The 20859-nt window shown below is 52.4% G+C and carries 15 protein-coding genes; 4 read left to right on the top strand and 11 right to left on the bottom strand.

Annotation, left to right across the window (positions count from 1 at the left end):
* Positions 1–177: 177 nt before the first annotated feature.
* The gene (locus E0496_RS25705) at positions 178–2193 is read right to left on the bottom strand and encodes a beta-galactosidase (protein WP_141504607.1); all 2016 of its coding nucleotides are present in this window, start codon (positions 2191–2193) and stop codon (positions 178–180) included.
* Positions 2194–2540: 347 nt separating this feature from the next.
* On the opposite strand from E0496_RS25705, the gene E0496_RS25710 reads away from it, so the two are divergent.
* The gene (locus E0496_RS25710) at positions 2541–4784 is read left to right on the top strand and encodes an AraC family transcriptional regulator (RefSeq protein WP_141504608.1); all 2244 of its coding nucleotides are present in this window, start codon (positions 2541–2543) and stop codon (positions 4782–4784) included.
* Between the two features lie 115 nt (positions 4785–4899).
* On the opposite strand, the gene map is transcribed toward E0496_RS25710, so the two are convergent.
* From map to E0496_RS25755, 10 genes are all read right to left on the bottom strand, one after another.
* Positions 4900–5652 carry a type I methionyl aminopeptidase gene (gene map / locus E0496_RS25715; protein WP_141504609.1) on the bottom strand — a complete coding sequence of 251 codons (753 nt, stop codon included), beginning with the start codon at positions 5650–5652 and terminating at the stop codon, positions 4900–4902.
* A 420-nt stretch (positions 5653–6072) separates the two neighbouring features.
* On the bottom strand, positions 6073–6261 hold the full coding sequence (locus E0496_RS25720) for a hypothetical protein (protein ID WP_054026245.1): 189 nt from the start codon (positions 6259–6261) through the stop codon (positions 6073–6075).
* A gap of 181 nt (positions 6262–6442) precedes the next feature.
* Positions 6443–6664, bottom strand: a complete 222-nt coding sequence (locus E0496_RS25725; protein ID WP_141504610.1) for a hypothetical protein — start codon at positions 6662–6664, stop codon at positions 6443–6445.
* Between the two features lie 140 nt (positions 6665–6804).
* Complete coding sequence (locus E0496_RS25730) at positions 6805–7254, bottom strand: PaaI family thioesterase (RefSeq protein ID WP_141504611.1); 450 nt, start codon at positions 7252–7254, stop codon at positions 6805–6807.
* Between the two features lie 11 nt (positions 7255–7265).
* Complete coding sequence (locus E0496_RS25735) at positions 7266–8993, bottom strand: long-chain-fatty-acid--CoA ligase (RefSeq protein WP_141504618.1); 1728 nt, start codon at positions 8991–8993, stop codon at positions 7266–7268.
* A 45-nt stretch (positions 8994–9038) separates the two neighbouring features.
* Entirely contained in the window at positions 9039–10829 is a 1791-nt protein-coding gene (locus E0496_RS25740; protein WP_141504612.1) for an acyl-CoA dehydrogenase family protein, read from the bottom strand.
* A 94-nt stretch (positions 10830–10923) separates the two neighbouring features.
* Positions 10924–12138, bottom strand: coding sequence for an acetyl-CoA C-acyltransferase (locus E0496_RS25745; RefSeq protein ID WP_141504613.1), 1215 nt, complete (start codon positions 12136–12138; stop codon positions 10924–10926).
* An 81-nt stretch (positions 12139–12219) separates the two neighbouring features.
* On the bottom strand, positions 12220–14661 hold the full coding sequence (locus E0496_RS25750) for a 3-hydroxyacyl-CoA dehydrogenase/enoyl-CoA hydratase family protein (protein ID WP_141504614.1): 2442 nt from the start codon (positions 14659–14661) through the stop codon (positions 12220–12222).
* Complete coding sequence (locus E0496_RS36985) at positions 14639–14773, bottom strand: hypothetical protein (protein WP_277755887.1); 135 nt, start codon at positions 14771–14773, stop codon at positions 14639–14641. The genes E0496_RS25750 and E0496_RS36985 overlap by 23 nt, the downstream gene beginning before the upstream one ends.
* Positions 14763–17030: a (Fe-S)-binding protein gene (locus E0496_RS25755; protein WP_141504615.1), complete on the bottom strand. Its 2268-nt coding sequence runs from the start codon at positions 17028–17030 to the stop codon at positions 14763–14765. Before E0496_RS25755 ends, E0496_RS36985 begins: the two co-directional genes overlap by 11 nt.
* A 27-nt stretch (positions 17031–17057) precedes the next feature.
* On the opposite strand from E0496_RS25755, the gene E0496_RS36270 reads away from it, so the two are divergent.
* The 3 genes from E0496_RS36270 to E0496_RS25765 all read left to right on the top strand — a co-directional run bounded on the left by E0496_RS36270 (position 17058) and on the right by E0496_RS25765 (position 19583).
* The gene (locus tag E0496_RS36270; RefSeq protein ID WP_206669864.1) at positions 17058–17243 is read left to right on the top strand and encodes a hypothetical protein; all 186 of its coding nucleotides are present in this window, start codon (positions 17058–17060) and stop codon (positions 17241–17243) included.
* 19 nt (positions 17244–17262) lie between these two features.
* Positions 17263–18318: an electron transfer flavoprotein subunit beta/FixA family protein gene (locus E0496_RS36990; RefSeq protein WP_277755888.1), complete on the top strand. Its 1056-nt coding sequence runs from the start codon at positions 17263–17265 to the stop codon at positions 18316–18318.
* A 272-nt stretch (positions 18319–18590) separates the two neighbouring features.
* On the top strand, positions 18591–19583 hold the full coding sequence (locus E0496_RS25765; protein WP_141504616.1) for an electron transfer flavoprotein subunit alpha/FixB family protein: 993 nt from the start codon (positions 18591–18593) through the stop codon (positions 19581–19583).
* The last annotated feature ends 1276 nt before the right edge of the window (positions 19584–20859 follow it).

The raw sequence follows: 20859 nt of genomic DNA on the forward strand, positions 1-20859 counted from the left end.
ATTTCGCACCAAGGTGAAACGGCTGTCGCTGTCCCCCTAGCGACGCAGCGCGTTTCATTCCAAGAAATATAGAGAAGGGATAGCGAAATGCTTTCCTATATATAAAAAAAAACCATGAAGCCGTCAGCTCGAATAGGTATTCGAGACTAGCGGATCCATAGTTCTTCAGACAAAATTCTATGCTTTTTGCAAAATCATGACGCCATGCGGCTCCAATTCAACCTTTCCACTTACATTCTTGTTCGTTAACAGGTCGATATAGGCAGCATCTTCAAGCGCAATTGCGGCTGAATGGCTGTTGTGATTCAATACGAAGGTATATACCTGCTCCTCTTTCTTGCGCTGAGCCAGCTCGATCCCCGCTGCCGCTTGGAAAGGAGCCGAGATGTGGTGCTTTTCGCACAGGGTTGAAATGAAATCGTTCAGCAGCCTCTGCTCAGGCGCAGTTGCCACGTAATACGCTTCCCCCTCGCCAAAAGTGTTCACCGTCAGCGCCGGCATGCCCGCATAAAAATCGGTGCCATAGCTGCCAATGGCCTTGGCTCCTTCCAAATGAAGCAAATCACATAACAAACCACACTCATATTTTCCAGTTACACGGCCGAAGGCTTCACTGATCTCAATGCTATTGCGCATCTCCGGCAGCAAGCTGTCGATTTCCTCCACCCAAAGGCCTAAAAGGCTGCGAAGCTTGCCCGGATAACCGCCTAGCGTGACGATATCGTTCTCGTTGACGATCCCGCTGAAGAAGGTCGTAATGAACGTGCCGCCGCTCCGTACAAAAGCTTCAATGCGCTCGGCCACGCCTGGCTTCAGCATATACATCACGGGAGCAACTAGTATTTTATATTTGGAGAAATCGCTCAGCGGACTGAGGACATCTACCGCAATATTTTGATCATAAAAGGCTTTGTAATATTTTTGGGCTTGATCCAAATAGTTCAGATCCACGCTTGGTCCGCTCGTAATCTCAACGGCATTCCACGTATCAATATCGAACAACAGGGCAACCTCGGCTTGAACTTCCGAATCGAGCAAACGATCACCAAGCAGATCCAGCTCACGGCCAAGCGCAGCACACTCCCGGAATACCCGCGTATCCTCGTGTCCAACATGCTCAATAACGGCTCCATGATATTTCTCGCATGCCCCGAACGAACGTCGCAGTTGGAAGAACATGACGGTATCCGCACCATGTGCAACCGCTTGATAACTCCAAAGACGCATGACGCCCGGGCGTTTCAAGCTATTATAAGGCTGCCAGTTTTGCTGACTAGGCGTCTGCTCCATTAGCATGAACGGCTTGCCATCCTTTAGGCCACGCATGTAGTCATGGCGCATCGCCACATTGCCCATCGGCTCATTCATTTGCGGGTAGCTGTCCCACGAGACCACATCCATCGCGTCTCCCCATTTTTTGAGGTCAAGTCCGTTAAATAAGCCCCAAATGTTCGTTGTGATCGGAATATCAGGCGTAACTTCCTTCAGCTCTGCGTATTCCCCACGGTAGCAACCGAGAATCGAGTCGGACATAAATCGTTTGTAATCGAGTGCCATCGGCTGGAAATTGCGGTTATCGCCATTCAGATTAGATGGCGGCACAATTTCTTCCCATTCGTAAACGGTATGGCCCCAGAAGCTCATGTTCCATTCGGCGTTCAGCTTGTCGATCGTCTCATATTTCAATTTCAGCCATTCACGGAATTCCACAGCGCAGTTGCTGCAATAACAATGCGTGCCGTACTCGTTATTTATATGCCAAATCAGCAGTGCCGGGTGATCCTTATATCGCTCGGCAAGTACCCTAGCCAGCTTGCTCGATAGGCGCCGATAGGCTTTACTATTCGGACAAAAATTTGTACGAGCGCCATGTGTGCGCTTCCTGCCGTCCACATCTACAGGCAGCACATCCTCATATTTTCGGGACATCCATGCCGGCTGCGCTGCAGTTGATGTGGCAAGGCACGCATAGATCCCGTTTTCTGCAATCAGATCCAGCAATTTGTCCAGCCATTCGAGTTGGTATGTATCCTCTGAAGGCTGCAATTTCGCCCAACTGAAAACAGGAAGCGTGACAACGTTTATTCCCGCTTCCTTAAATAAGCGCATATCCTCATGCCATATTTCCTCCGGCCATTGATCCGGATTATAGTCTCCTCCATACCAAATCTGCTTAAGCTTTGTATTTATCATAGCTGCTTCCGTCCCTTCCGCTATTATCATGGAATTCCGTGACATTCTAACGGATGATCAGGCGATTTGTCATCTAATATCAGGCGATTCGCCAATAAATTCACTATGGTATGGATTGTTCACCCCATAATATCAGATTCATTCATCTGCATTTATTTGGTTCATTGCACCCAGCAAGGAGTGAAGATTATAATGATGAAAGTATTCGGTGCAGTGGCAGTGAAATATTCCAACTAAATTATCACATAGCCAGGGACAGCAATAACACCAAGTCGGAAGCGCTTACGGATTGAATTGTGAGCAAACACAAATCACATTCGCTTCATATACATAGAGGGGGAGCCAACATGTCAGCAGTGAAATTAAAAAACAAAGGAAATTTATACAGTAAGCTGCTGTTCACTATTACCTTATGCATCGTACTTACCTTGATCGTTTCCTCTTCATTTTACTTTTTCACTTACATGCAGATTGACCTTAAGAAAGCCTATCAATCCGATCTAAGCAACTTGACACAAACGAGCAAAGAAGTCATCAGCATGACCGAAAGCGCACAAGCCCTTTCCTTTCAAATTTACAGAACCTTTTCCGTTTCCAAGCTCATGTTCTACACCGACCCTAACATCTATGATGTAACGGCTGCGATGAATGAATTAAACAACTATTTAAATTCAATGCCCTTTATTGAATCGATCTATGTGTACAATTCGGCGAATGCCCAGTTCTACACCGCAAGCCGACAAGGTGAAGCTGGCATGTTCAGCAAAGAGCAGCTAGCGGATCAAGGTATTCTAACCATATTGGATAACTTCCAACAATACCGTCCATTCACTCCCATTCCAAGAACATACTCAACTGTCAGCTTGGCTGGTGAGCAGGTAACAAAGGCCTATACCTATTTGGGCTATGATGCTATCGGTAAAACACAAAAGATCAACTCTGCCGTTATTATCAATATTTCATCCGCTTGGATTAACAAGGATATTGGCATCAATAAAAGCGATACAGAGGGTAAATCCTATATTTTGGACAATCAGGACCGTTTGCTGTCCGGAGACTCCCTTTGGCCTAAAGATCTAACGGCAAAAGACAGCGGCTTACTCAGTTCAAAAATCAAAAATCAGGAATCGGGGTATCTTGTTGCTGATTTTGAGGGCAAAAAGTCCTTGATTTCCTATACCTCTCCAGATACGCTGGACTGGCAATATGTACGGATTACACCTTACAAACAAGTAACCAAAGCGATTTATTCGATTCGCAATATGACAATTCTGATTGCTGTCGTTATTTTGGCAATAGGCTTGCTAATCTCTTGGCTCCTATCCCGCATGCTGTACCGGCCTATCCATCAAATCATGAGCAAAATGAATGTTCTTGAGACCGAAAAAAGAAACAGCTCTTATACGATCAGGCAAAACTTGCTGCGCAGTCTGATACAGGGCTCGCAATCGCTGCAAACGAGCACCCAGATGCAGAAGCTTGTGCAAAACGGCATTACCTTTGATTTCAATACCCATTATCGCGTCATCATGCTTAAGATCGATCAGCTCGCTGCCCTAAAGGAGACACGCGGCGATGACTTGCATGTCTACAAATTTGCTGTGATGAATATCGGATGGGAAATTGGTCTCCAGCACTACCGCGTAGAAACTGTCGATATGGATGCTGATTACGTTATTATGCTGCTCAATCGGCTGGATCATTCCGAAGAGCCTGATGATGAGCTTCTGCGTGAAGTACTCGCTCAAATTCAGCAGTCATCGTTGGAGTATTTAAAGATTGGCCTTTCCGTTACGTACAGCCCGGAGTCCACACAGGCAGAGCAGATAACTAGCCTCTACAAGTTGGTGAAAGAAGCTTCGCAGCACCGGCTATTCTACGGGACCGGCTCTTTAATTGACGCTCAGGACATTATTTCCTTAAAATCCAAGGAGTATATCTTCCCGGTGGACAAGGAGCGGAAGCTGACGGATGCGTTAATGACCTCCAAGGCGGAAGAAGCGAAGAAGCTCTTCGCCGAGATTGTCCAAGAAACAGCTTCGTACCCGATTCATGTCGTGCAGCTGGCGATTTCGCATCTTACGATGACCGTGAACAACATTCTGTTCACTATTCACAAAAACAACAATCTGGATGTCGAGGCCAGCCTCAGCATTCAAATTCCGACGCCTGACCATTTTGAAACCATTCATGAGCTCAATGCCGTTTTCTTCGCCCTATTCGATGATATTCAGACGAAGCTGTCAACGAAGCGCTCTACGAAGCAAGGGGACTTGATCCGCAAAATCAATGAGCTGATTCACAAAGAATATGCCAATCCAAATCTCAGTCTGAACTGGATTGCTGATGAGCTCGATATGTCCTCCATTTATTTAAGCCGGGTCTATAAGCAGCAGACATTGTCTGCCATCGTTGATGTTATTAATCATGTTCGACTGGAGAAAGCAAAAGAATATTTACAAAATACCGATTGCTCCGTTGTCGATATCGCCGTGAAGAGCGGCTATACCAGCAGTTCTTACTTCCACCGCATGTTCAAAAAAAGCTTCGGCGTCACCCCATCCGATTACCGGAAAATGAAGCTCGACTAGATCAGGAAAGCTAGAATTTTCAAAAAACAAGCTCTATGCTGCCGGAATGCAGTCTAGAGCCTGTTCTATGTCTTCCCTATGGTAGATGGGATACCGCTCTTCTTCAGACTAAAATTCAGTCCCAACGAGTTAATATAATCGGACCATCCTTCGTAATAGCCACAGTATGCTCGAATTGAGCCGCCCAGGCTCCATCCCTTGTTCTTGCAGCCCAGCCGTCCTGCGTGAAATAGACGTCAGCCCTGCCTGCGGTAATAATCGGCTCTATCGTAATGACCATGCCTTCCTCAAGCAATATCCCTTGACCAGGGATGCCTTGATGCAAGACATCAGGAAATTCATGCATGTTTCTGCCAATGCCATGACCTACAAACGCCGTAACAACCTCAAACCCAGCTCTCTCCGCTCTGGCTTGCACCGCATAACCTATATCGCCCATCCGATTGCCGATCACCGCATGTTTAATGCCATCAAGGAGCGATTGCTCTGCAACCAGCAGCAGCTTTTCTGTAGCTGAAGTCGTTTTTCCAATCGCATAGGTCCAAGCAGAATCCGCTTTCCAGCCATCTACGTCTGCCACCATGTCAATCGTAACAATATCACCTGTTTCAAGTGGCTCGGAATCCGGAAATCCGTGGCAGACAACTTCATTCACGGAAGCACACGTAGCAAACGGATAACCCTTATATCCCTTTTGGGCAGGAGTGGCCCCGCGATCAAGCATGAATCGTTCAACAAAACGATCAATCTCCTGCGTAGTTACGCCTGGCGCTATTCGCTTTGAGAGCGCTTTGTGACAGGCAGCGACAATACGGCCAGCCTTGCGTATTCCCCGAATATGTTCCTTCGTTTTCAAATCCACTGCCATGTTTGTTCAAACCTCCTCAAGGTTTTGCGTTAGCAAAATCCACTTCGTAAGCATTGACCTAGGTTTTTGCGTTAGCAAAATTTATTCCGTAAATAAACAGTGGGTTTTGGGGCGGTAGGTTAATGGTCTGGATGACGTTCCACACCCTCGACAACGAGTAGATTTGTCTATGTATAACTTATTCGGGAAAAACGGGGCACATGCCCATCAGATATGGCTAATTTACAAACGAAAATTCAGATCAATCTTAAGCACGTCTCAAATGTCCATAACGATGTCCAGTGTGTTAGATTATGTGGAGTTAGGCTAGTGGAGTGGGAAGTGCTTGAACGGAGTCAGCAAATACGCAGGGGGCTAAAAACAAAAAGACTTTGCATCCTGTTTGTGACAGTTTACAAAGTCATATTTTACATGATGAGACTAACTGACCGAAGAGTTGATCCTGCCTAGTTCATTTTCCACCAATGTCGTTAATTCATCCTCGTAGCCACCGGTAATCCGATACTTGCGAATATACTCTTTAACAAACTTCCGTGGGTCCTTGGGTTGAAAAATTCTCGTGAGTTCCTTCAGGCTTTCCTTGACTTCATTCTGGCTATGCTTCGCCATGAAATCTCCTCCCCTTTACGTTGGATGGTCGTCCTAAACAGCATTATACGAGACCGCATGCGGCAATTACTCCGCAAGAACCCCCATTCGGTGCAGGTAACTCCATGGCCAATAAGTCGCAATGTTTGCATTTTTCTTACTATTATAACATCTTGATTTCGAATATGAAAGTGAACAATTCTTAATCTTGCGGAGCAGCTTGTTCGGTTTTCGCTTCATTATTATGCCCGCTATCCATTGTTTTAGCTGTAACGACGCCGTTTGGAGGCGAGACGTCGGCTGCTTGATGCGACGTCGAAGAGAGCCTGTCTTTACGAAACATTCTTAAATAAGCAATAACTCCAATGACGGCTACGCCAATGCCAAAGCCCAAAACGATTATCGTTGCCCATCCCTGCACCATGTTCTCGCCTCCTTTCTCCTACTATATTTATCGGCTTTACAAGCTCAAATATTAGCCAATGGACCATCCAAATAACTTCCATTTATTAGTTATAATTATACCCAATCCACTACGGCCAAGCAAATGGCCACAGCGTCACCTTAAATAATACGATAAGCACCGCTGCCCAATCCCAGCAGCTTGCCGCTATCATCCCTTATTTGGGCTTGCAGCGTAAGCGTACGAGCAGTACGATGCACCAACTCAGCTTCGCATATGATTACGCCACCCTTGCTGCTGGAGAGGAACTGCGTATTTAAATTTGCCGTTACGGATCTCTCCTCCGGCGCTGCAAGCATGACGACGAGCCCCATCGCATTATCGAGCAGCGACATGAGCACTCCCCCGTGAACAATGCCAAGCAGGTTCATATGACGATCCGAGGCGTCCAGGCAAATGGTCGCTTTACTGGCATTTGCCTGGACCACCTCACAGCCGAGCACTCCCCAAAAGGTTGCTTGGGCACGCTCAGCGAGTCTCGTCAAATGACCGGCCTGATCCGCCTCCTGAACAAACCAATCCTCATCCACGCCGCTCACACCCCCTTCCATCCCATGCCCAGCTAATTTTGTTCGGCTGCTTCCTCCTCTTGCAGCTTCCGGCGCAGCACCTTACCGACCATCGTTTTTGGAAGCGCTTCCCTAAAGGCGTAGTGGTGTGGTACCTTATAAGCTGCCAGCCGTTCCCTGCACCAACGATCTAGCTGACTCGACGATACTTGCCAACCCTCCTTGAATACGATAAATGCTTTTACCGTCTCGCCACGGTATTCATCCTTTACGCCAATAACAGAAGCCTCCCGCACCGCTGGATGCTCAAACAGCACCTCCTCTACCTCGCGCGGGTAAATATTAAAGCCGCCTGCAATGATGACATCCTTGATCCGATCCATAATCGTAAAAAAACCGTCTTCATCCATCGTAGCGAGATCGCCTGTATACAGCCATCCATCGCGCAGCACCTGCAAGGTTTCAGCTGGTTTATTCCAATAGCCCTGCATGACTTGAGGTCCACGAACGATAAGCTCACCAAGCTCTCCTGCTGCTAGTCTTTCACCGGTTTCTGGATTAATAACAATAGCATCTGTATCCTGCAGGGGGATGCCAATTGTACCTATTTTGCGTTTTCCCCATATCGGATTGGCATGTGTCACGGGGGAAGCCTCTGAAAGGCCATAGCCTTCAATAAGCCTGCCTCCCGTCAGCGCTTCGAATTTCTCCTGCACCTCAAGCGGCAAAGCGGCAGAACCGCTGATACATACGTTAATGGAGGATAGATCCGTTTTAGCAGCTTCCTTATGATGAAGAAGGGCAACATACATCGTCGGCGCTCCCGGGAAAATCGTGGGCTTCTGCTGATGAATGGTCTGCAGCACCGCCTCCGCGTCAAAACGGGGAAGAAGGATCAGCGTGCCTGCACGCAGCACCGACATATTCATTAATACCGTTAACCCAAATACATGAAACAGGGGCAATGCTGCAAGGAAACGTTCCTTGCCATCCTCCGCTTTGTAGCACCAGGCTGAAATTTGCATCGTATTGGCAACTAAGTTGCGATGTGTCAGCATCACGCCCTTAGGCGTACCTGTTGTGCCGCCCGTATACTGCAGCGCGGCAAGCTCAGCTCCCTTGGCAGGATCGGGAAGATCCGCCGACACCTGCCTCGCTGACAGCAGCTTCTTGTAAGCCACAACTCCAAAGCTCCCATAAGGGATATCATCCCGAAACCCATCCTTACGCTGCTTTAGCGGGTACAGCAAGCTTTTTGGAAAAGGCAGCCCGTCCTTCATCGACGTGATAACAGCATGGCGAAGCTTTGGCAGCGGTCCGGTCTCTGGCACCTTGCCGCGTACCCGCGACAAGCGGGCATACAGCAAATCAACCGTAATAATGGCAACAGCACCGCTATCCGCGAGTTGATGCTCCAGCTCCCGTTCCACGTAAAGCGGATTAGTCTGAACGACCACCCCTCCGGCAAGCAGCACCCCATAATAAGCAATAATGGCCTGTGGGCAGTTCGGAAGCATGATCGCTACCCGGTCTCCTTTGGCAATGCCAAGAGACTGCAAGCCAAACGCGAGCCGGACAGCATCGTCATATAGTACGCGATAAGATACCGTTTTGCCCATGAAATGAACGGCCGTATGATTAGGATGATTTTTAACGGAATTAATTAAAAATTGGACGATGCTCTGATCGGGATAGCTCTGCGAAGGAGAAACTTCCTCCGGGTAATCGCGAAGCCATGGGCGCGCGAGCTGTTCGGCTTCGGCTGACGACTCTTCAGGCATAAGCGGGTCTTGCGGTCCGAGCGATTCCATCCTTGCTCTCCCCCTTCACAAGACATAGTGCTCACTGCGAATCACACGAGCGGCAATGCTTCGCTTCAAAGCGACCGTATCCGAAAGCGGCGCGCGCATCAGTTTTTTTAGAATAGAAAGCTGCATCTGGAGACCGTCTCCCTGTTCGAGGGCGGTAAGCGCAAGCTTCGCGAGCGACTCGACTCTCTCCATCGCTTCCTGCACGTACACTGTCGTCATCGCCACCACATTACCTGTTTTCTCCGTTCCCTCGCCACCGCTCGCCTTCAAGATTTTTTGCGAGCGCAGCAGAGCGCTTTCCATAGCAAAGATTTCAATCATGAGATCGGCAAGCGAGCACAGCACTTCCTGCTCCTGCTCCAGGCGCAGCCCCAGCTTCTGTACAGCAAGCCCGCCGACGGCAAGAAACGTTTTCTTTGCTTGAGCGACCCGATAGACTTCCTTGCTAAGCGGCTTCTCGAACGAAGGAAGCGGCATGGGCTGGATCAGCTCGGCTTGCAGCGAGCGAATCTTGCGGAGCAGCGGCAGCTCTCCTTTTAAAGCTTTTTTCATCAGCGTGCCCGGTATAAGCATCCGATTAATTTCGTTCGTCCCTTCAAAAATCCGATTAATCCGCGAATCCCGGTAGATTCTCTCCACCTTATAATCACGGATATAGCCATATCCACCATGGATCTGCACCCCTTCGTCCGCAACAAAGTCGAGTGCTTCGGATGCAAATACTTTGACGATCGAGCATTCGATGGCATATTCTCCAATCGCTTTCGCTACCTTCATTCCATCGTCTGGCGTTCCATCAGAATCCTCCGCGGTTCGCAGCATGGCGTCGATCCAGCCAGCCGTCCGGTACACCATGCTTTCGAGCACAAAGGTGCGGATATTCATGTCTGCCAGCTTGGCGCCGATGAGCGGATAGGAAGAAATCGCCTTGCCGAACTGCTTGCGCGTATTGGCATAGGCAGACGCCAGCTCAATCGTCTCCTTGGATGAGCCAAGGCAAGCTGCCCCAAGCTTAAAGCGTCCAATATTCAAAATATTGAAGGCGATATGATGCCCTTTGCCAACCTCCCCCAGCACATGTTCGACGGGTACCGGCACATCTTCAAAAAACAAAGGGCGCGTCGAAGAACCCTTGATGCCCATCTTATGCTCCTCTGGCCCAATACTGAACCCCGCCATGCCTTTCTCCACGATAAATGCGGTAAAATACTCGCCATCCACCTTTGCATATACGATAAACAGATCAGCAAAACCCGCATTCGTAATATAGAGCTTAGACCCGTTTAACACGTAAAACTTGCCGTCTGGCGAAAGTCTTGCCGTCGTTTTCGCACCTAGGGCATCCGAGCCGGAGGCTGGCTCTGTCAGGCAATATGCGGCAATTCGTTCTCCGGTGGCGAGCGCCGGGAGGTAGGTTTTCTTTTGGGCTGGCGTGCCAAAAAATACGATCGGCAGTGTTCCAATGCCGGTATGGGCACCTACCGAAAGCGCAAACGAAGAGGCTCTCGCTAACGTTTCTGCAAGCAGCGTCGTGCTCACCTTATCAAGCCCTAAGCCGCCGTAGATCTCCGGCACGTCTGCGCCCAGCAGCCCAAGCTCGCCAGCCTTGCGCATCAGCTCGGTGGTCAGATCATAATCGAGCGCCTCAAGCTCCGCATCACGCGGCGTAATTTCCGTCTCCAGAAACTGCTGCGCCGCTTCCCCCATCATGCGCTGCTCCTCCGTAAAATCCTCGGGTGTCACGACTGATTCCGGCACGCTGTCCTCCACAACAAACCGACCGCCAAACCGTATCGTTTCCGTCATGCCGCAGCACTCCTTCCATCCTTCAATTATTAGGCCCGTTAATTTTTAGCGGCTTAAACCATTCATGCCCCTGACAACCAATAGCCCGCGAGGATCAACTGCCATACACTTCAATGACGCCTGCCGCACCCATCCCGCCGCCTACACACATCGTGACGACGCCAATACCGCCGCCTCTGCGGCCTAGCTCATGAATAAGCGAGACGGTCAACTTTGTTCCCGTACAGCCAAGCGGATGTCCCAGCGCAATAGCCCCTCCGTTCACGTTCACCCGCTCCGGATCAATGCCAAGCTCCCTGATGATCGGCACGCATTGGGCAGCGAACGCTTCATTCAGTTCAAAGAGATCCACCTGCTCCAGCGTAATGCCTGCTTTGCCCAGCGCCTTCGGGACAGCTTCAATCGGCCCAATGCCCATCACCTCCGGTGCAACGCCTGCAACGCTATAGCTGCGGAACACAGCGAGCGGCTGCAAACCCAGCTCCGCGGCTCGGGTCCGGCTCATCACGATGACCGCGGCAGCGCCATCACTCATTTGAGAGGTATTGCCGGCCGTAACCGTCCCTTCGCGCGCGAACGATGGCTTGAGAGCAGCCAACCTTTGCGTTGTCGTCTCCGGCCGCACGCCCTCATCGGCCTCAAACGTAAATACTTTGGACCATGGGCGGCCCGCATCGTTTACCCCCGAACGGCTTGTCGTAATCGGCACGATTTCCGTTTGGAAACGACCGACTTCAATAGCAGCGGCCGCCTTCCGGTGACTTGCTGCGGCGAAGGCATCCTGCGCCTCGCGCGTAACGCCGTAACGCCGCGCCACCTCCTCTGCCGTATGCCCCATGCCCATATAGACTTCCGGCTGCGCATCAACGATTGCCGGATGCGGCGACAGCTTAAAGCCGGTCATCGGCACGTGGCTCATGCTCTCCACCCCGCCTGCCGCAATCACATCCGCATCGCCCAGTCTGATCCGCTCGGCTGCATAAGCGATTGCCTGCAGCCCGGAGGCGCAAAAGCGGTTAATCGTAACCGCCGGCGTCGATGCCGGCAAGCCCGCATATAGCGAAATGGTGCGAGCCATGTTCAACCCCTGTTCGCCTTCGGGCATCGCGCAGCCAATAATGACATCTTCCACAAGCTCCGGCGACAGAGCCGGTATCCGGTCGAGCGCGCCTTGCAGCACCGCCCGCCCCAGATCCTCCGCCCGTGTCTCCGCTAAGCTTCCCTTAGATGCTTTGCCGACCGCCGTCCTCACCGCAGCAACGATAACGGCATCGCGATCGTGATCTTTAAACGGTGATGCAGCTGACATTTCGAATTCCTCCTTTTCGTTTCCCTCTGGCTTGTTCCGCAGCTGTTTGCAGCACAGATGGCCCCACAGTTTAGACTGCGGCTAATTGCGAAGCGGTTTGCCGGTTGCAAGCATATGGCTCATGCGATCCTGCGTTTTGCGCTCGCCGCATAGGCTAAGGAACGCATCGCATTCCAGATCGAGCAAATACTGCTCACTCACCTCCGCGCCCGGCTGAATATCGCCGCCCGCAAGCACCGACGCGAGCTTGCCCGCGATGAGCGCGTCATGCCCGCTAATATGGCCGCTCAGCCGCATCGCCTGCACCGCGACCTTCAGCACCGCGTTGCCCTCCCGGCCAGCAACGCGAATGCGCCCCTCCGCCGGCGGCAAGTAGCCGGCCCGGTCCAGCTCCAGCACCGCCCGCTTTGCCTCACCAAAGCGCGCCTCCTGCCGCATGATGACGCGGTCCTGAGGCCGCATCAGGCCCAGCCGGCTTACCTCGTAGCCGCTGGAGGATGTTTTGGCGAGCGCAATCGTCTCAAACAACGCATTCAAATGCGGCTGCAGGTCTCCGCCCGCTTTGCCGCCACTTGCGATAAGAGCCCGTTCAGCCGCCATCGCAGCCGCTTCCTTGCAGCCCCCGCCCGCAGGAATAAGGCCCACTCCCGTTTCCACAAGCCCAAAATAGGTCTCTGGCGAATAGATGATTTGATCCGCTGGCAGACACGCCTCTACCCCGCCGCCCAGCGTCATCCGGTGCGGAGCTGCCACAACCGGCCGATCCAGCCGCTTCAGGGCCAGCATGCTGCTCTGGAAGAAACGGATGATTTCCTCTACTTCATCCCATTCTCCACTTTGCGCTTCCATTAGCAGCAGCATCAAATTGGCGCCGACGCAAAAATTCCTGCCTTCGTTCGCAAGAACAAGTCCCCGCCAGTTCTGCGACACCTCTCTCACACTTTGCTGGATGGCGGATAAGATGTCGCCTCCAATGGCATTGTTAGCGGAGTGGAACTCCAGCAGCACGACATCATCGCCGATATCAATCAAACTGGCGCCCGAGGTGGACAGCACCGTTTTCCCCGAAGCTTTTAACGCCGCTAAAGACAGGGAATCCGCTTCTCGCTCCTCCGACTTATAAGCGCCGCTAGATGCGTAGACGCGTTCGCTGCCTTCCGCCTTATAAAAGCTCTCATGCCCTTCTCCAAGCCACGCCAGCACCCAAGCCGGGATCGTCTCCCCCTCCTTCTGCATCTGCTGAACCGACTTCCGGAGCCCGATCGCATCCCATAGCTCGAAGGGCCCCAGCTCCCAGTTGAAGCCCCAGCGCATCGCACGATCAATATCAGAGAGCGAATCCGCTATAATACCGACCTGCGCGGCCGCGTAAAGCAGCGTTTTCTTGATCGTTGACCATGCGAACCTCGCATAGCGATCCTGCGGATCGGTTCGCAGCAGCGCTTTCACCTTGGCCGCCGCTCCCTTCGCCGCTTTGGAAGCATCGATAACCGGCGAGCTGACCAACCGCTTCGGTCCATATTCGAGCGTATCCAGCCTTAAGGCTTCAATTTCACTGCTACCCTTCCCCTTCACCTTTCGGTAAAAGCCTGCTCCGGACTTTTCTCCGATGCGGCCGGATGCAACCAGCTGCTCCAGCAGCTGCGGCCTCGCAAAAACCGCCTGCTCCAGCGGATCCTCGCTTCTCTCCCGCACGTTGTCCACGACATGCAGCAGCGTATCCAGCCCCACCAGATCCAGCATCCGCAGCGTTGCCGTTTTCGGCCTGCCCATGGCTGGCCCAGTTAAGGCATCCGTCTCCTCTACTGTCAGCCCGAAAGCCAGCGCATCCTGAAGGGTCACTAGCATGTCGTAAGTACCAATTCGGTTGGCGATAAAGTTTGGCGTATCCTTCGCAATGACCACGCCTTTGCCAAGCCTCTTCTCGCACACCTCCTTAAGCAGGCTAACAACCGCTGGAGCCGTATCCACAGTCGGTACGATTTCAACAAGCTTCATATACCTAGGCGGGTTAAAAAAATGCGTGACGCCAAAATGCTGCCGAAATTCCTCGCTCCTCTCCCCCACCATGGACGCTGCCGATAAACCCGAGGTGTTGGTGGATACAATCGCTCCTGGCTTGCGGGCAGCTTCAATCATACTCAGCACCTCCCGCTTGACATCAAGCCGCTCGACAACCGCCTCAATAATCCAGTCCGCCTCGCCAAGCAAGGCCAAATGATCCGTCAAATTTCCCGGCGTAATGCGCGATGACCACGACGGATCATACAGCTGCGCCGGCTGGGACTTGCCCATCCTCGCGATGGCCGCGCTCGCCAACCGGCTCCGAACCTTGGCATCCGCGAGCGCAAGGCCCTGCCGCTCCTCTTCTTCCGTCAACGTCTGCGGGACGACGTCCAGCAGACTTACGCGCATGCCCGCATTCGCCAGATGGGCGGCGATGCCCGCTCCCATCACGCCTGAGCCGATAACGGCAGCTTGGCGAATGGAGCTTGCATGTTTAGGTGATGCTTGCAGCGCCATAGGCAGCCTCCTTCTTTTTTTCAGTGAAAGCTCCAGACTTCATGCCGTGAATGCCGCTAAGAACCATGATCGCTTTGTTAACAAACCCTTGCGGCTCTTCCCTATTCCCCAAACACACTCTCCGCAAGCAGCTCCGCCACGTCACGCGCAATGACTTTCTCACCTTCGGACAGCGCCTTCAATCCATCCTCCATCATCGTCAGGCAATACGGGCACGCCGAGCTGATGACCGACGGCTTCACCTCCAGCGCTTGGGCCACCCTCGCCAGGTTCACGCGCGTGCCGGAATGCTCTTCCATCCACATCAGGCCTCCGCCAGCTCCACAGCACATCCCATTGGAGCGCGAGCGTTCCATCTCCTCAATCGACACGCCGGGAATGGCGCGCAGTAAATTGCGCGGAGCTTCATAGGTGTCGTTATAGCGGCCAAGGTAGCAGGAATCATGTACCGTGACGCGTTCATCAACCGTATGCACCGGAAGCAAAGAGCCATTCTCCAGCAGCCGCGCCAGCAGCTCGGTATGATGCTCCACCACGATATCCGGGCTCAGGCCAAAATCAGGATATTCGTTTTTGAACGTGTTGTAGGTATGCGGGCAAGGGGTGACCATATGCGTAACGCCATATTTGGAGAGCGTCCCGATATTCTCGCGGCAAAGCTCCTGGAACAGCAGCTCATTACCGATTCTCCTTGCCGTATCGCCGGAGCTCTTCTCCTCTAGGCCAAGCGTCGCGAAGCTGACACCCGCTTGATCCAGCAGCCTTACGACATCATAAAGCACACGGCGGCTGCGCATGTCGTAAGCTCCCATCGAGCCGGCCCATAGCAAAATATCCGCTTTCTCTCCCGACTTCTTCAGTTCCTGCATCGTCTTAACCCTAATTCCCGTACGGGTCTCGCAATCGGAAATCCAGGCCGCCCGTTCCGCCCGCGGCAACCCCCACGGATTGCTCTGCCGCTCGATGTTCTGAAGGGCGCGCTGTCCATCGGACGGCATTTTTCCCTCCATCAAAACAAGGTAACGCCGCATATCAATAATTTTGTCGACATGCTCATTGCCAACCGGACACTGCTCCTCACAGTTGCGGCAGCTCGTGCATGCCCAAAGCTCCTCCTCGGTAATCACCTCGCCGATCAGCTGCACCTCCTCCGGCTTGACGCCTTCCCGCACGCTCCAAGCACCTGCTTGCGCGGTCATCGTCGGTTCGATGCTCGTTCGGCCCTCCGCCTCCGATTCCCAAGCGGGGAGCACCGCTCCCATCACATGCGCATAACCCCCGTTTGCCTTCGATTGCCACAGACCGGCCGGGAGCCAAGGCGACTTGGACGTAATGGCAGCGCCTTTCTCCGTCAAATGATCGCGCAGCTTCACGATGAGATGCATCGGTGACAGCAGCTTGCCAGTGCTTGATGCCGGACAAACATTCGTGCAGCGCCCGCATTCGACGCATGCGTACAAATCGAGCAGCTGCTTTTGCGTAAAATCCTCCACCTTGCCTGCGCCGAATGACTCTGCTTCCTCATCCTCCAGATCCAGCGGCACAAGCCGGCCAGGCGGCGTGCTCCGACGAAACCATAGATTCACTGGAGCGGTCAGCAGATGAAAATGCTTCGACTGCGGCACATAAACAAGGAAGCTAAGCAGTACAAGCAAATGCAGCCACCAAAACACTTCTTGCCCAGCATCCGCTGCGGCGCTTCCCGGCCGAATGCCTGCCCCTTCCAGCAGCGCTGCCAGAGAGGCACTCACTGGAGCATAAACGGCTTCGACGATATGGACGCTAGGCGCCCCCTTAGCTAGCCCGTTCCCTTGCAGCTCCGTTCCCGCCAATCTTTCAAACGATAGAGTGAATAGGATCGTCAACATCAGCGAGCCGATGAACCACATGACCAGAGACGGCTTCCACCCTCTCTTCAGCCGCGGCAGCCGCTCCCCGTAGCGGCGAAACGCTCCGTAAAGCACAGCCGTGAACACAAGCGTGACGGTGATCTCCTGCGACAATGAAAACCAAGGATAATAAGGCAACGGAAGCGGTATGCCGTCATTCAGCCCTTTCCATATCAAGTCCGCCGCGCCAAACTGAAGCACAATAAAGCCGTAAAAATAAACCAAATGCATAATTCCGCTTCTCACGTCATTCAGCAGCCGGCGATGGCCAAGCACCTGGCCGCTGAAGCTTGACTTGCTCCCCGTCTTTCGCCTGAATCTGGTGAATAGGGCAGGCGAACCGAGCTGCATATACAAGACCCGTCTGTGCACGACAAGGACAAATAGGCCAATCGCAAGGAACACGGCCGCTGCAAAAAAAATCCACCTTCCCCAATGCCACCAGTTATCGATCGGTTGGATTGCCAACAACGAATGCATATGCCTCGCCCCCTTATAGGCCGAATCATGGAATCAAGCATGAAAACGCGGAGCAGCCGGACAAGCTTTAAAGCGCTTACAAAAATAGCCGCGGTGCTCCAAGTATATGAGCTTTTTGCCATGAACATGCCGCCCGGAAGTCGATTGCCTTCGGTCTATTCACCAGAAAATGCTCATATCTTAGCACTGATGGACAGTGCCCGCAAATACTGAAATAAGGGAGGGATCTCCTATGCTGAAAATAGTCGTTCTGCTCAAACAAACGTTTGACACGGAGGAAAAAATAACGGTAACGCCTGCCGGCATCGATGAAAGGGACACTAAATTTGTCATTAATCCCTATGACGAATATGCGCTGGAGGAGGCGCTCCGCCAGCGCGAGCTTCATGGCGGAGAGGTGATCTCCGTGAGCTGTGGTCCTGAGCGGACCCAAGATGCGCTCCGCACGGCGCTCGCGATCGGAGCCGATGAAGCAATTCGGCTGGATAGCGCCAACGTGCCGGATGACGGTTCATCCGTTGCGGCGGCGCTTGCCGCTGTCATCCAACCTCTAGCGCCAGATTTGCTGCTGGCCGGATTGTTTGCCGTCGACAGCGGCTCCGGCAGCGTTGCGCTTCAGGTCGCTGAGCGGCTCCAGCTTCCCCACGCCTCCTCCGCGGTGAAAGTCACGATTCTGCGCGCGGAGGAGCTGGAAGGTTTGGATGGTGAAGGGGCGGCTGGAGGAGGAACAAGCCGTACTTCTGGGGCAGCAGCATTGGGGGATGGAACAAGCAAATCTTCATCAGTTGCTGACGGAGATGCAAGCATTACATCTGCGGTACCTGCTTCGTCAGGAGATGGAACCAGCAAATCTCCATCTGCGGCTGACGGAGAAGCAGGCATTACATCTGCGTCTCCTAACGCGCAGAATAACGGAGGAACAAACAACGCCGCTGCAACGCTTAGCGCGGAACGGTATGCGCTCGTTGAGCGCGATGTTGAAGGCGACACGGAAACCGTCTCCATTCCGCTGCCTGCGCTTATTACTGCACAGCAGGGATTAAACGAGCCGCGATATCCGTCGCTGCCCGGCATTATGAAAGCCAAGCGCAAGCCGCTGCGCACCGTCACGCTGGAGGAACTGATCAGCAGCGGTGCGCTCTCGCCTGAAAGCGTTTCTCCACGCACCTCGCGCTCGGAGCTTCTTTCCCCTCCGCCCCGCGCAGCAGGCAAGCGGCTTCCGGGCGCTCCAGCGGAACAAGCCACGGCTCTCGTCTCCTTGCTGAGAGAGGAAGCGAAGCTGCTATAAATCTACGAGTTCATAATTCGTCAGATGCCGGGAAGCAAAGCTTCTATAAAGTCAAGTATTCATGATTCTTCCTGAAGTCGGAAAGAACATCAACTTAATATTTAATAAACGATCACATAGTCGGTTCAGCTTGTCGAGCGCTATGCCGTGTAGATATAAAACAAAAGAGTAACAGACTAGTTTTCCCCAAATCTAGGTATACGTATCAATGCTGGGTTTACGCATCAAAGCTGGGTTTACGCACCAAAGATAGGTGAGAGGAGCTGCATCCCATGTCCAAAACGATTCTCGTATTCGCCGAAAGCCGGGACGGCTCCCTGCGCCGCGTAGCGCTGGAATCGCTCGGCGCCGCACGTCTGCTTGCAGGCAAGGATGGCGCTGTGCATGCCGTCCTTGCCTGCCACGGAGGCGCGGCGGAAGAAGCCGCCGCGCTAATCGCGCGGGGCGCGGACGTCGTGCATATCGCCGACGATCCGGCCCTTCGCGCCTTCGCGCCCGAGGCGTACATCGCCGCCCTGGGCGCAGCCATGGCTGCGGTGCAGCCGGACGCGCTGTTGCTCGGCCACACCGCTATGGGGCGCGAGCTCGCGCCCCGAGTGGCCGCAGCCTATGGCGCCGGCCACATCGCCGACGTCACCGCCATCGAAGCCTCTAGCGATGGCGGCGACGTCGGCTTCATTCGCCCGCTCTACGCCGGCAAGGCGTTCGAGCGGCGCAGCTTTGTACCGGGCCACCCGTGGGTCATCACGGTGCGCCCGAATAATCTGCCGGCGGCCGAGCCAAGGGACGCCGCCGAGCTGACCGGCACCGTTACGGCTCTGCCGTTCACGGTGCCGCAGCTGTACACCGCCGTGCGCAGCCTTGTGCGCCGCGCCGGCGGCCAGCTTGATCTCGCCGAAGCCGACGTCGTCGTATCCGGCGGGCGAGGCGTGCGCAGCGCGGCTGGCTTCGCGCCGCTGCAAGCGATGGCTGCCGCGCTTGGCGGCGCAGTCGGCGCCTCGCGCGGCGCGTGCGATGCGGGCTACTGCGATTACGCCCTGCAAATCGGGCAGACCGGCAAGGTTGTGACGCCGCAGCTGTACATCGCCTGCGGCATCAGCGGCGCCATCCAGCATCTGGCCGGCATGAGCCAATCGCGCGTCATTGTTGCCATTAACAAAGATCCTGACGCCCCGATATTTGGCGTAGCCGACTATGGCATCGTTGGCGATCTGTTCGAGGTCGTGCCCCTCTTAACCACCGAGCTGCAGCGCGAGCGAGCTTAGTTGCTTTCTATAGTCATTCTTACAAAACATGCTTATAATTATCACCCAAACAATACCCAGCTCATATTGCACTGTGTCACTACACAATTGCCTTAACATCTTATAAATTAGATGGAATTTATACCGCTAAAAATGTTCATTTCGATGCAAACTTGAATTAAGTGGAAATAACACCATTAATCCATCCCTTATTCATCGATTCCGCGCGAATTATACAAATTAAAGGGAAAAATTCCATCTATATATGTTCAACTAATAATTTTAGACTTAATGAGTTTCTGAAAGCAGGATTCCATAAGGACGCACAGTAGGTCAATGATAGTCCATTTATAATTGAAAATTTCCTCCATAAATAATCGTGGATCATACTCCCATCTTCAAACAAATCTACCTCAGCGGCTTCAAACGGGCAACTTGTAGCTGGGTTTTGGAGATATAGATCTAATTTTTAGATCTAATCTGGTGCAAATAGTCGAATTGGATGAAATAGGTCTAAAAAATAGATCTAATCTAGCCCAGCGGCTTCAACTGGGCAGCTTATGGCTGAATTTTGGAGAAATAGATCTAATTTTTAGATCTAATCTGGCTCAAATAGCCGAAATGGATGAAATAGGTCTAAAAAATAGATCTAATCTACCTCAGCGGCTTCAAATGGGCAGCTTATGGCTGGGTTTTGGAGATTTAGATAAGTTGAACGAAAAAATAAAGTATATTCGAAGCGAGAAGATCGTTCTGGAGAAACGAAGTGTTCGCCCTTGTAGCCGGATTCTTACCTTAAAATGTATTAGCCAATCAAAGAATCTCGTTACAACCGCGACCCTAAAGAATGATCTACTCGCGCAGCGACCAACATGAAAAACTTTAGTTGAACTTATATAAATCATACGATGCCATTTTATAAACGAATTTACATCAGACAACATCAACAGATTATAATTTGGGATATTTCAGATGTTTTCTTTGAATGGTTAAGCTATCATTTTTAGGAATAAAACTAAGAGCCATACAGATTTGTTTTGTGTTTTTCGTGTTTTTCGTGTTTTTCGTGTTTTTCGTGTTTTTGGTGTACTTGGTGTTTTTGCTGTTTTTAATGTTCTTGCTGTTCTTGCTGTTCTTTTTGTTATACATGTTCTTCATAACGTCCTTCTAATCTCGAAGGGGTAGTGGGGCTTGTGGGGCTTGTGGGGCTTGTGGGGCTTGTGGGGCTTGTGGGGCTTGTGGGGCTTGTGGGGCTTGTGGGGCTTGTGGGGCTTGTGGGGCTTGTGGGGCTTGTGGG

Origin of the sequence: Paenibacillus luteus (genome assembly GCF_006542765.1) — a bacterium.
In the GTDB taxonomy this organism is placed as follows: domain Bacteria; phylum Bacillota; class Bacilli; order Paenibacillales; family Paenibacillaceae; genus Pristimantibacillus; species Pristimantibacillus luteus.

Coding starts and splice junctions, on each gene's coding strand:
- E0496_RS25755 (WP_141504615.1), bottom strand. CDS start 17,030: ATGCATTCGTTGTTGGCAATCCAACCGATCGATAACTGGTGGCATTGG.
- E0496_RS36990 (WP_277755888.1), top strand. CDS start 17,263: ATGCTGAAAATAGTCGTTCTGCTCAAACAAACGTTTGACACGGAGGAA.
- E0496_RS25765 (WP_141504616.1), top strand. CDS start 18,591: ATGTCCAAAACGATTCTCGTATTCGCCGAAAGCCGGGACGGCTCCCTG.
- E0496_RS25745 (WP_141504613.1), bottom strand. CDS start 12,138: ATGTCAGCTGCATCACCGTTTAAAGATCACGATCGCGATGCCGTTATC.
- E0496_RS25750 (WP_141504614.1), bottom strand. CDS start 14,661: ATGGCGCTGCAAGCATCACCTAAACATGCAAGCTCCATTCGCCAAGCT.
- E0496_RS25740 (WP_141504612.1), bottom strand. CDS start 10,829: ATGACGGAAACGATACGGTTTGGCGGTCGGTTTGTTGTGGAGGACAGC.
- E0496_RS25710 (WP_141504608.1), top strand. CDS start 2,541: ATGTCAGCAGTGAAATTAAAAAACAAAGGAAATTTATACAGTAAGCTG.
- E0496_RS25735 (WP_141504618.1), bottom strand. CDS start 8,993: ATGCCTGAAGAGTCGTCAGCCGAAGCCGAACAGCTCGCGCGCCCATGG.
- E0496_RS25725 (WP_141504610.1), bottom strand. CDS start 6,664: ATGGTGCAGGGATGGGCAACGATAATCGTTTTGGGCTTTGGCATTGGC.
- E0496_RS25720 (WP_054026245.1), bottom strand. CDS start 6,261: ATGGCGAAGCATAGCCAGAATGAAGTCAAGGAAAGCCTGAAGGAACTC.
- map (WP_141504609.1), bottom strand. CDS start 5,652: ATGGCAGTGGATTTGAAAACGAAGGAACATATTCGGGGAATACGCAAG.
- E0496_RS25730 (WP_141504611.1), bottom strand. CDS start 7,254: ATGGAAGGGGGTGTGAGCGGCGTGGATGAGGATTGGTTTGTTCAGGAG.
- E0496_RS25705 (WP_141504607.1), bottom strand. CDS start 2,193: ATGATAAATACAAAGCTTAAGCAGATTTGGTATGGAGGAGACTATAAT.
- E0496_RS36270 (WP_206669864.1), top strand. CDS start 17,058: ATGGAATCAAGCATGAAAACGCGGAGCAGCCGGACAAGCTTTAAAGCG.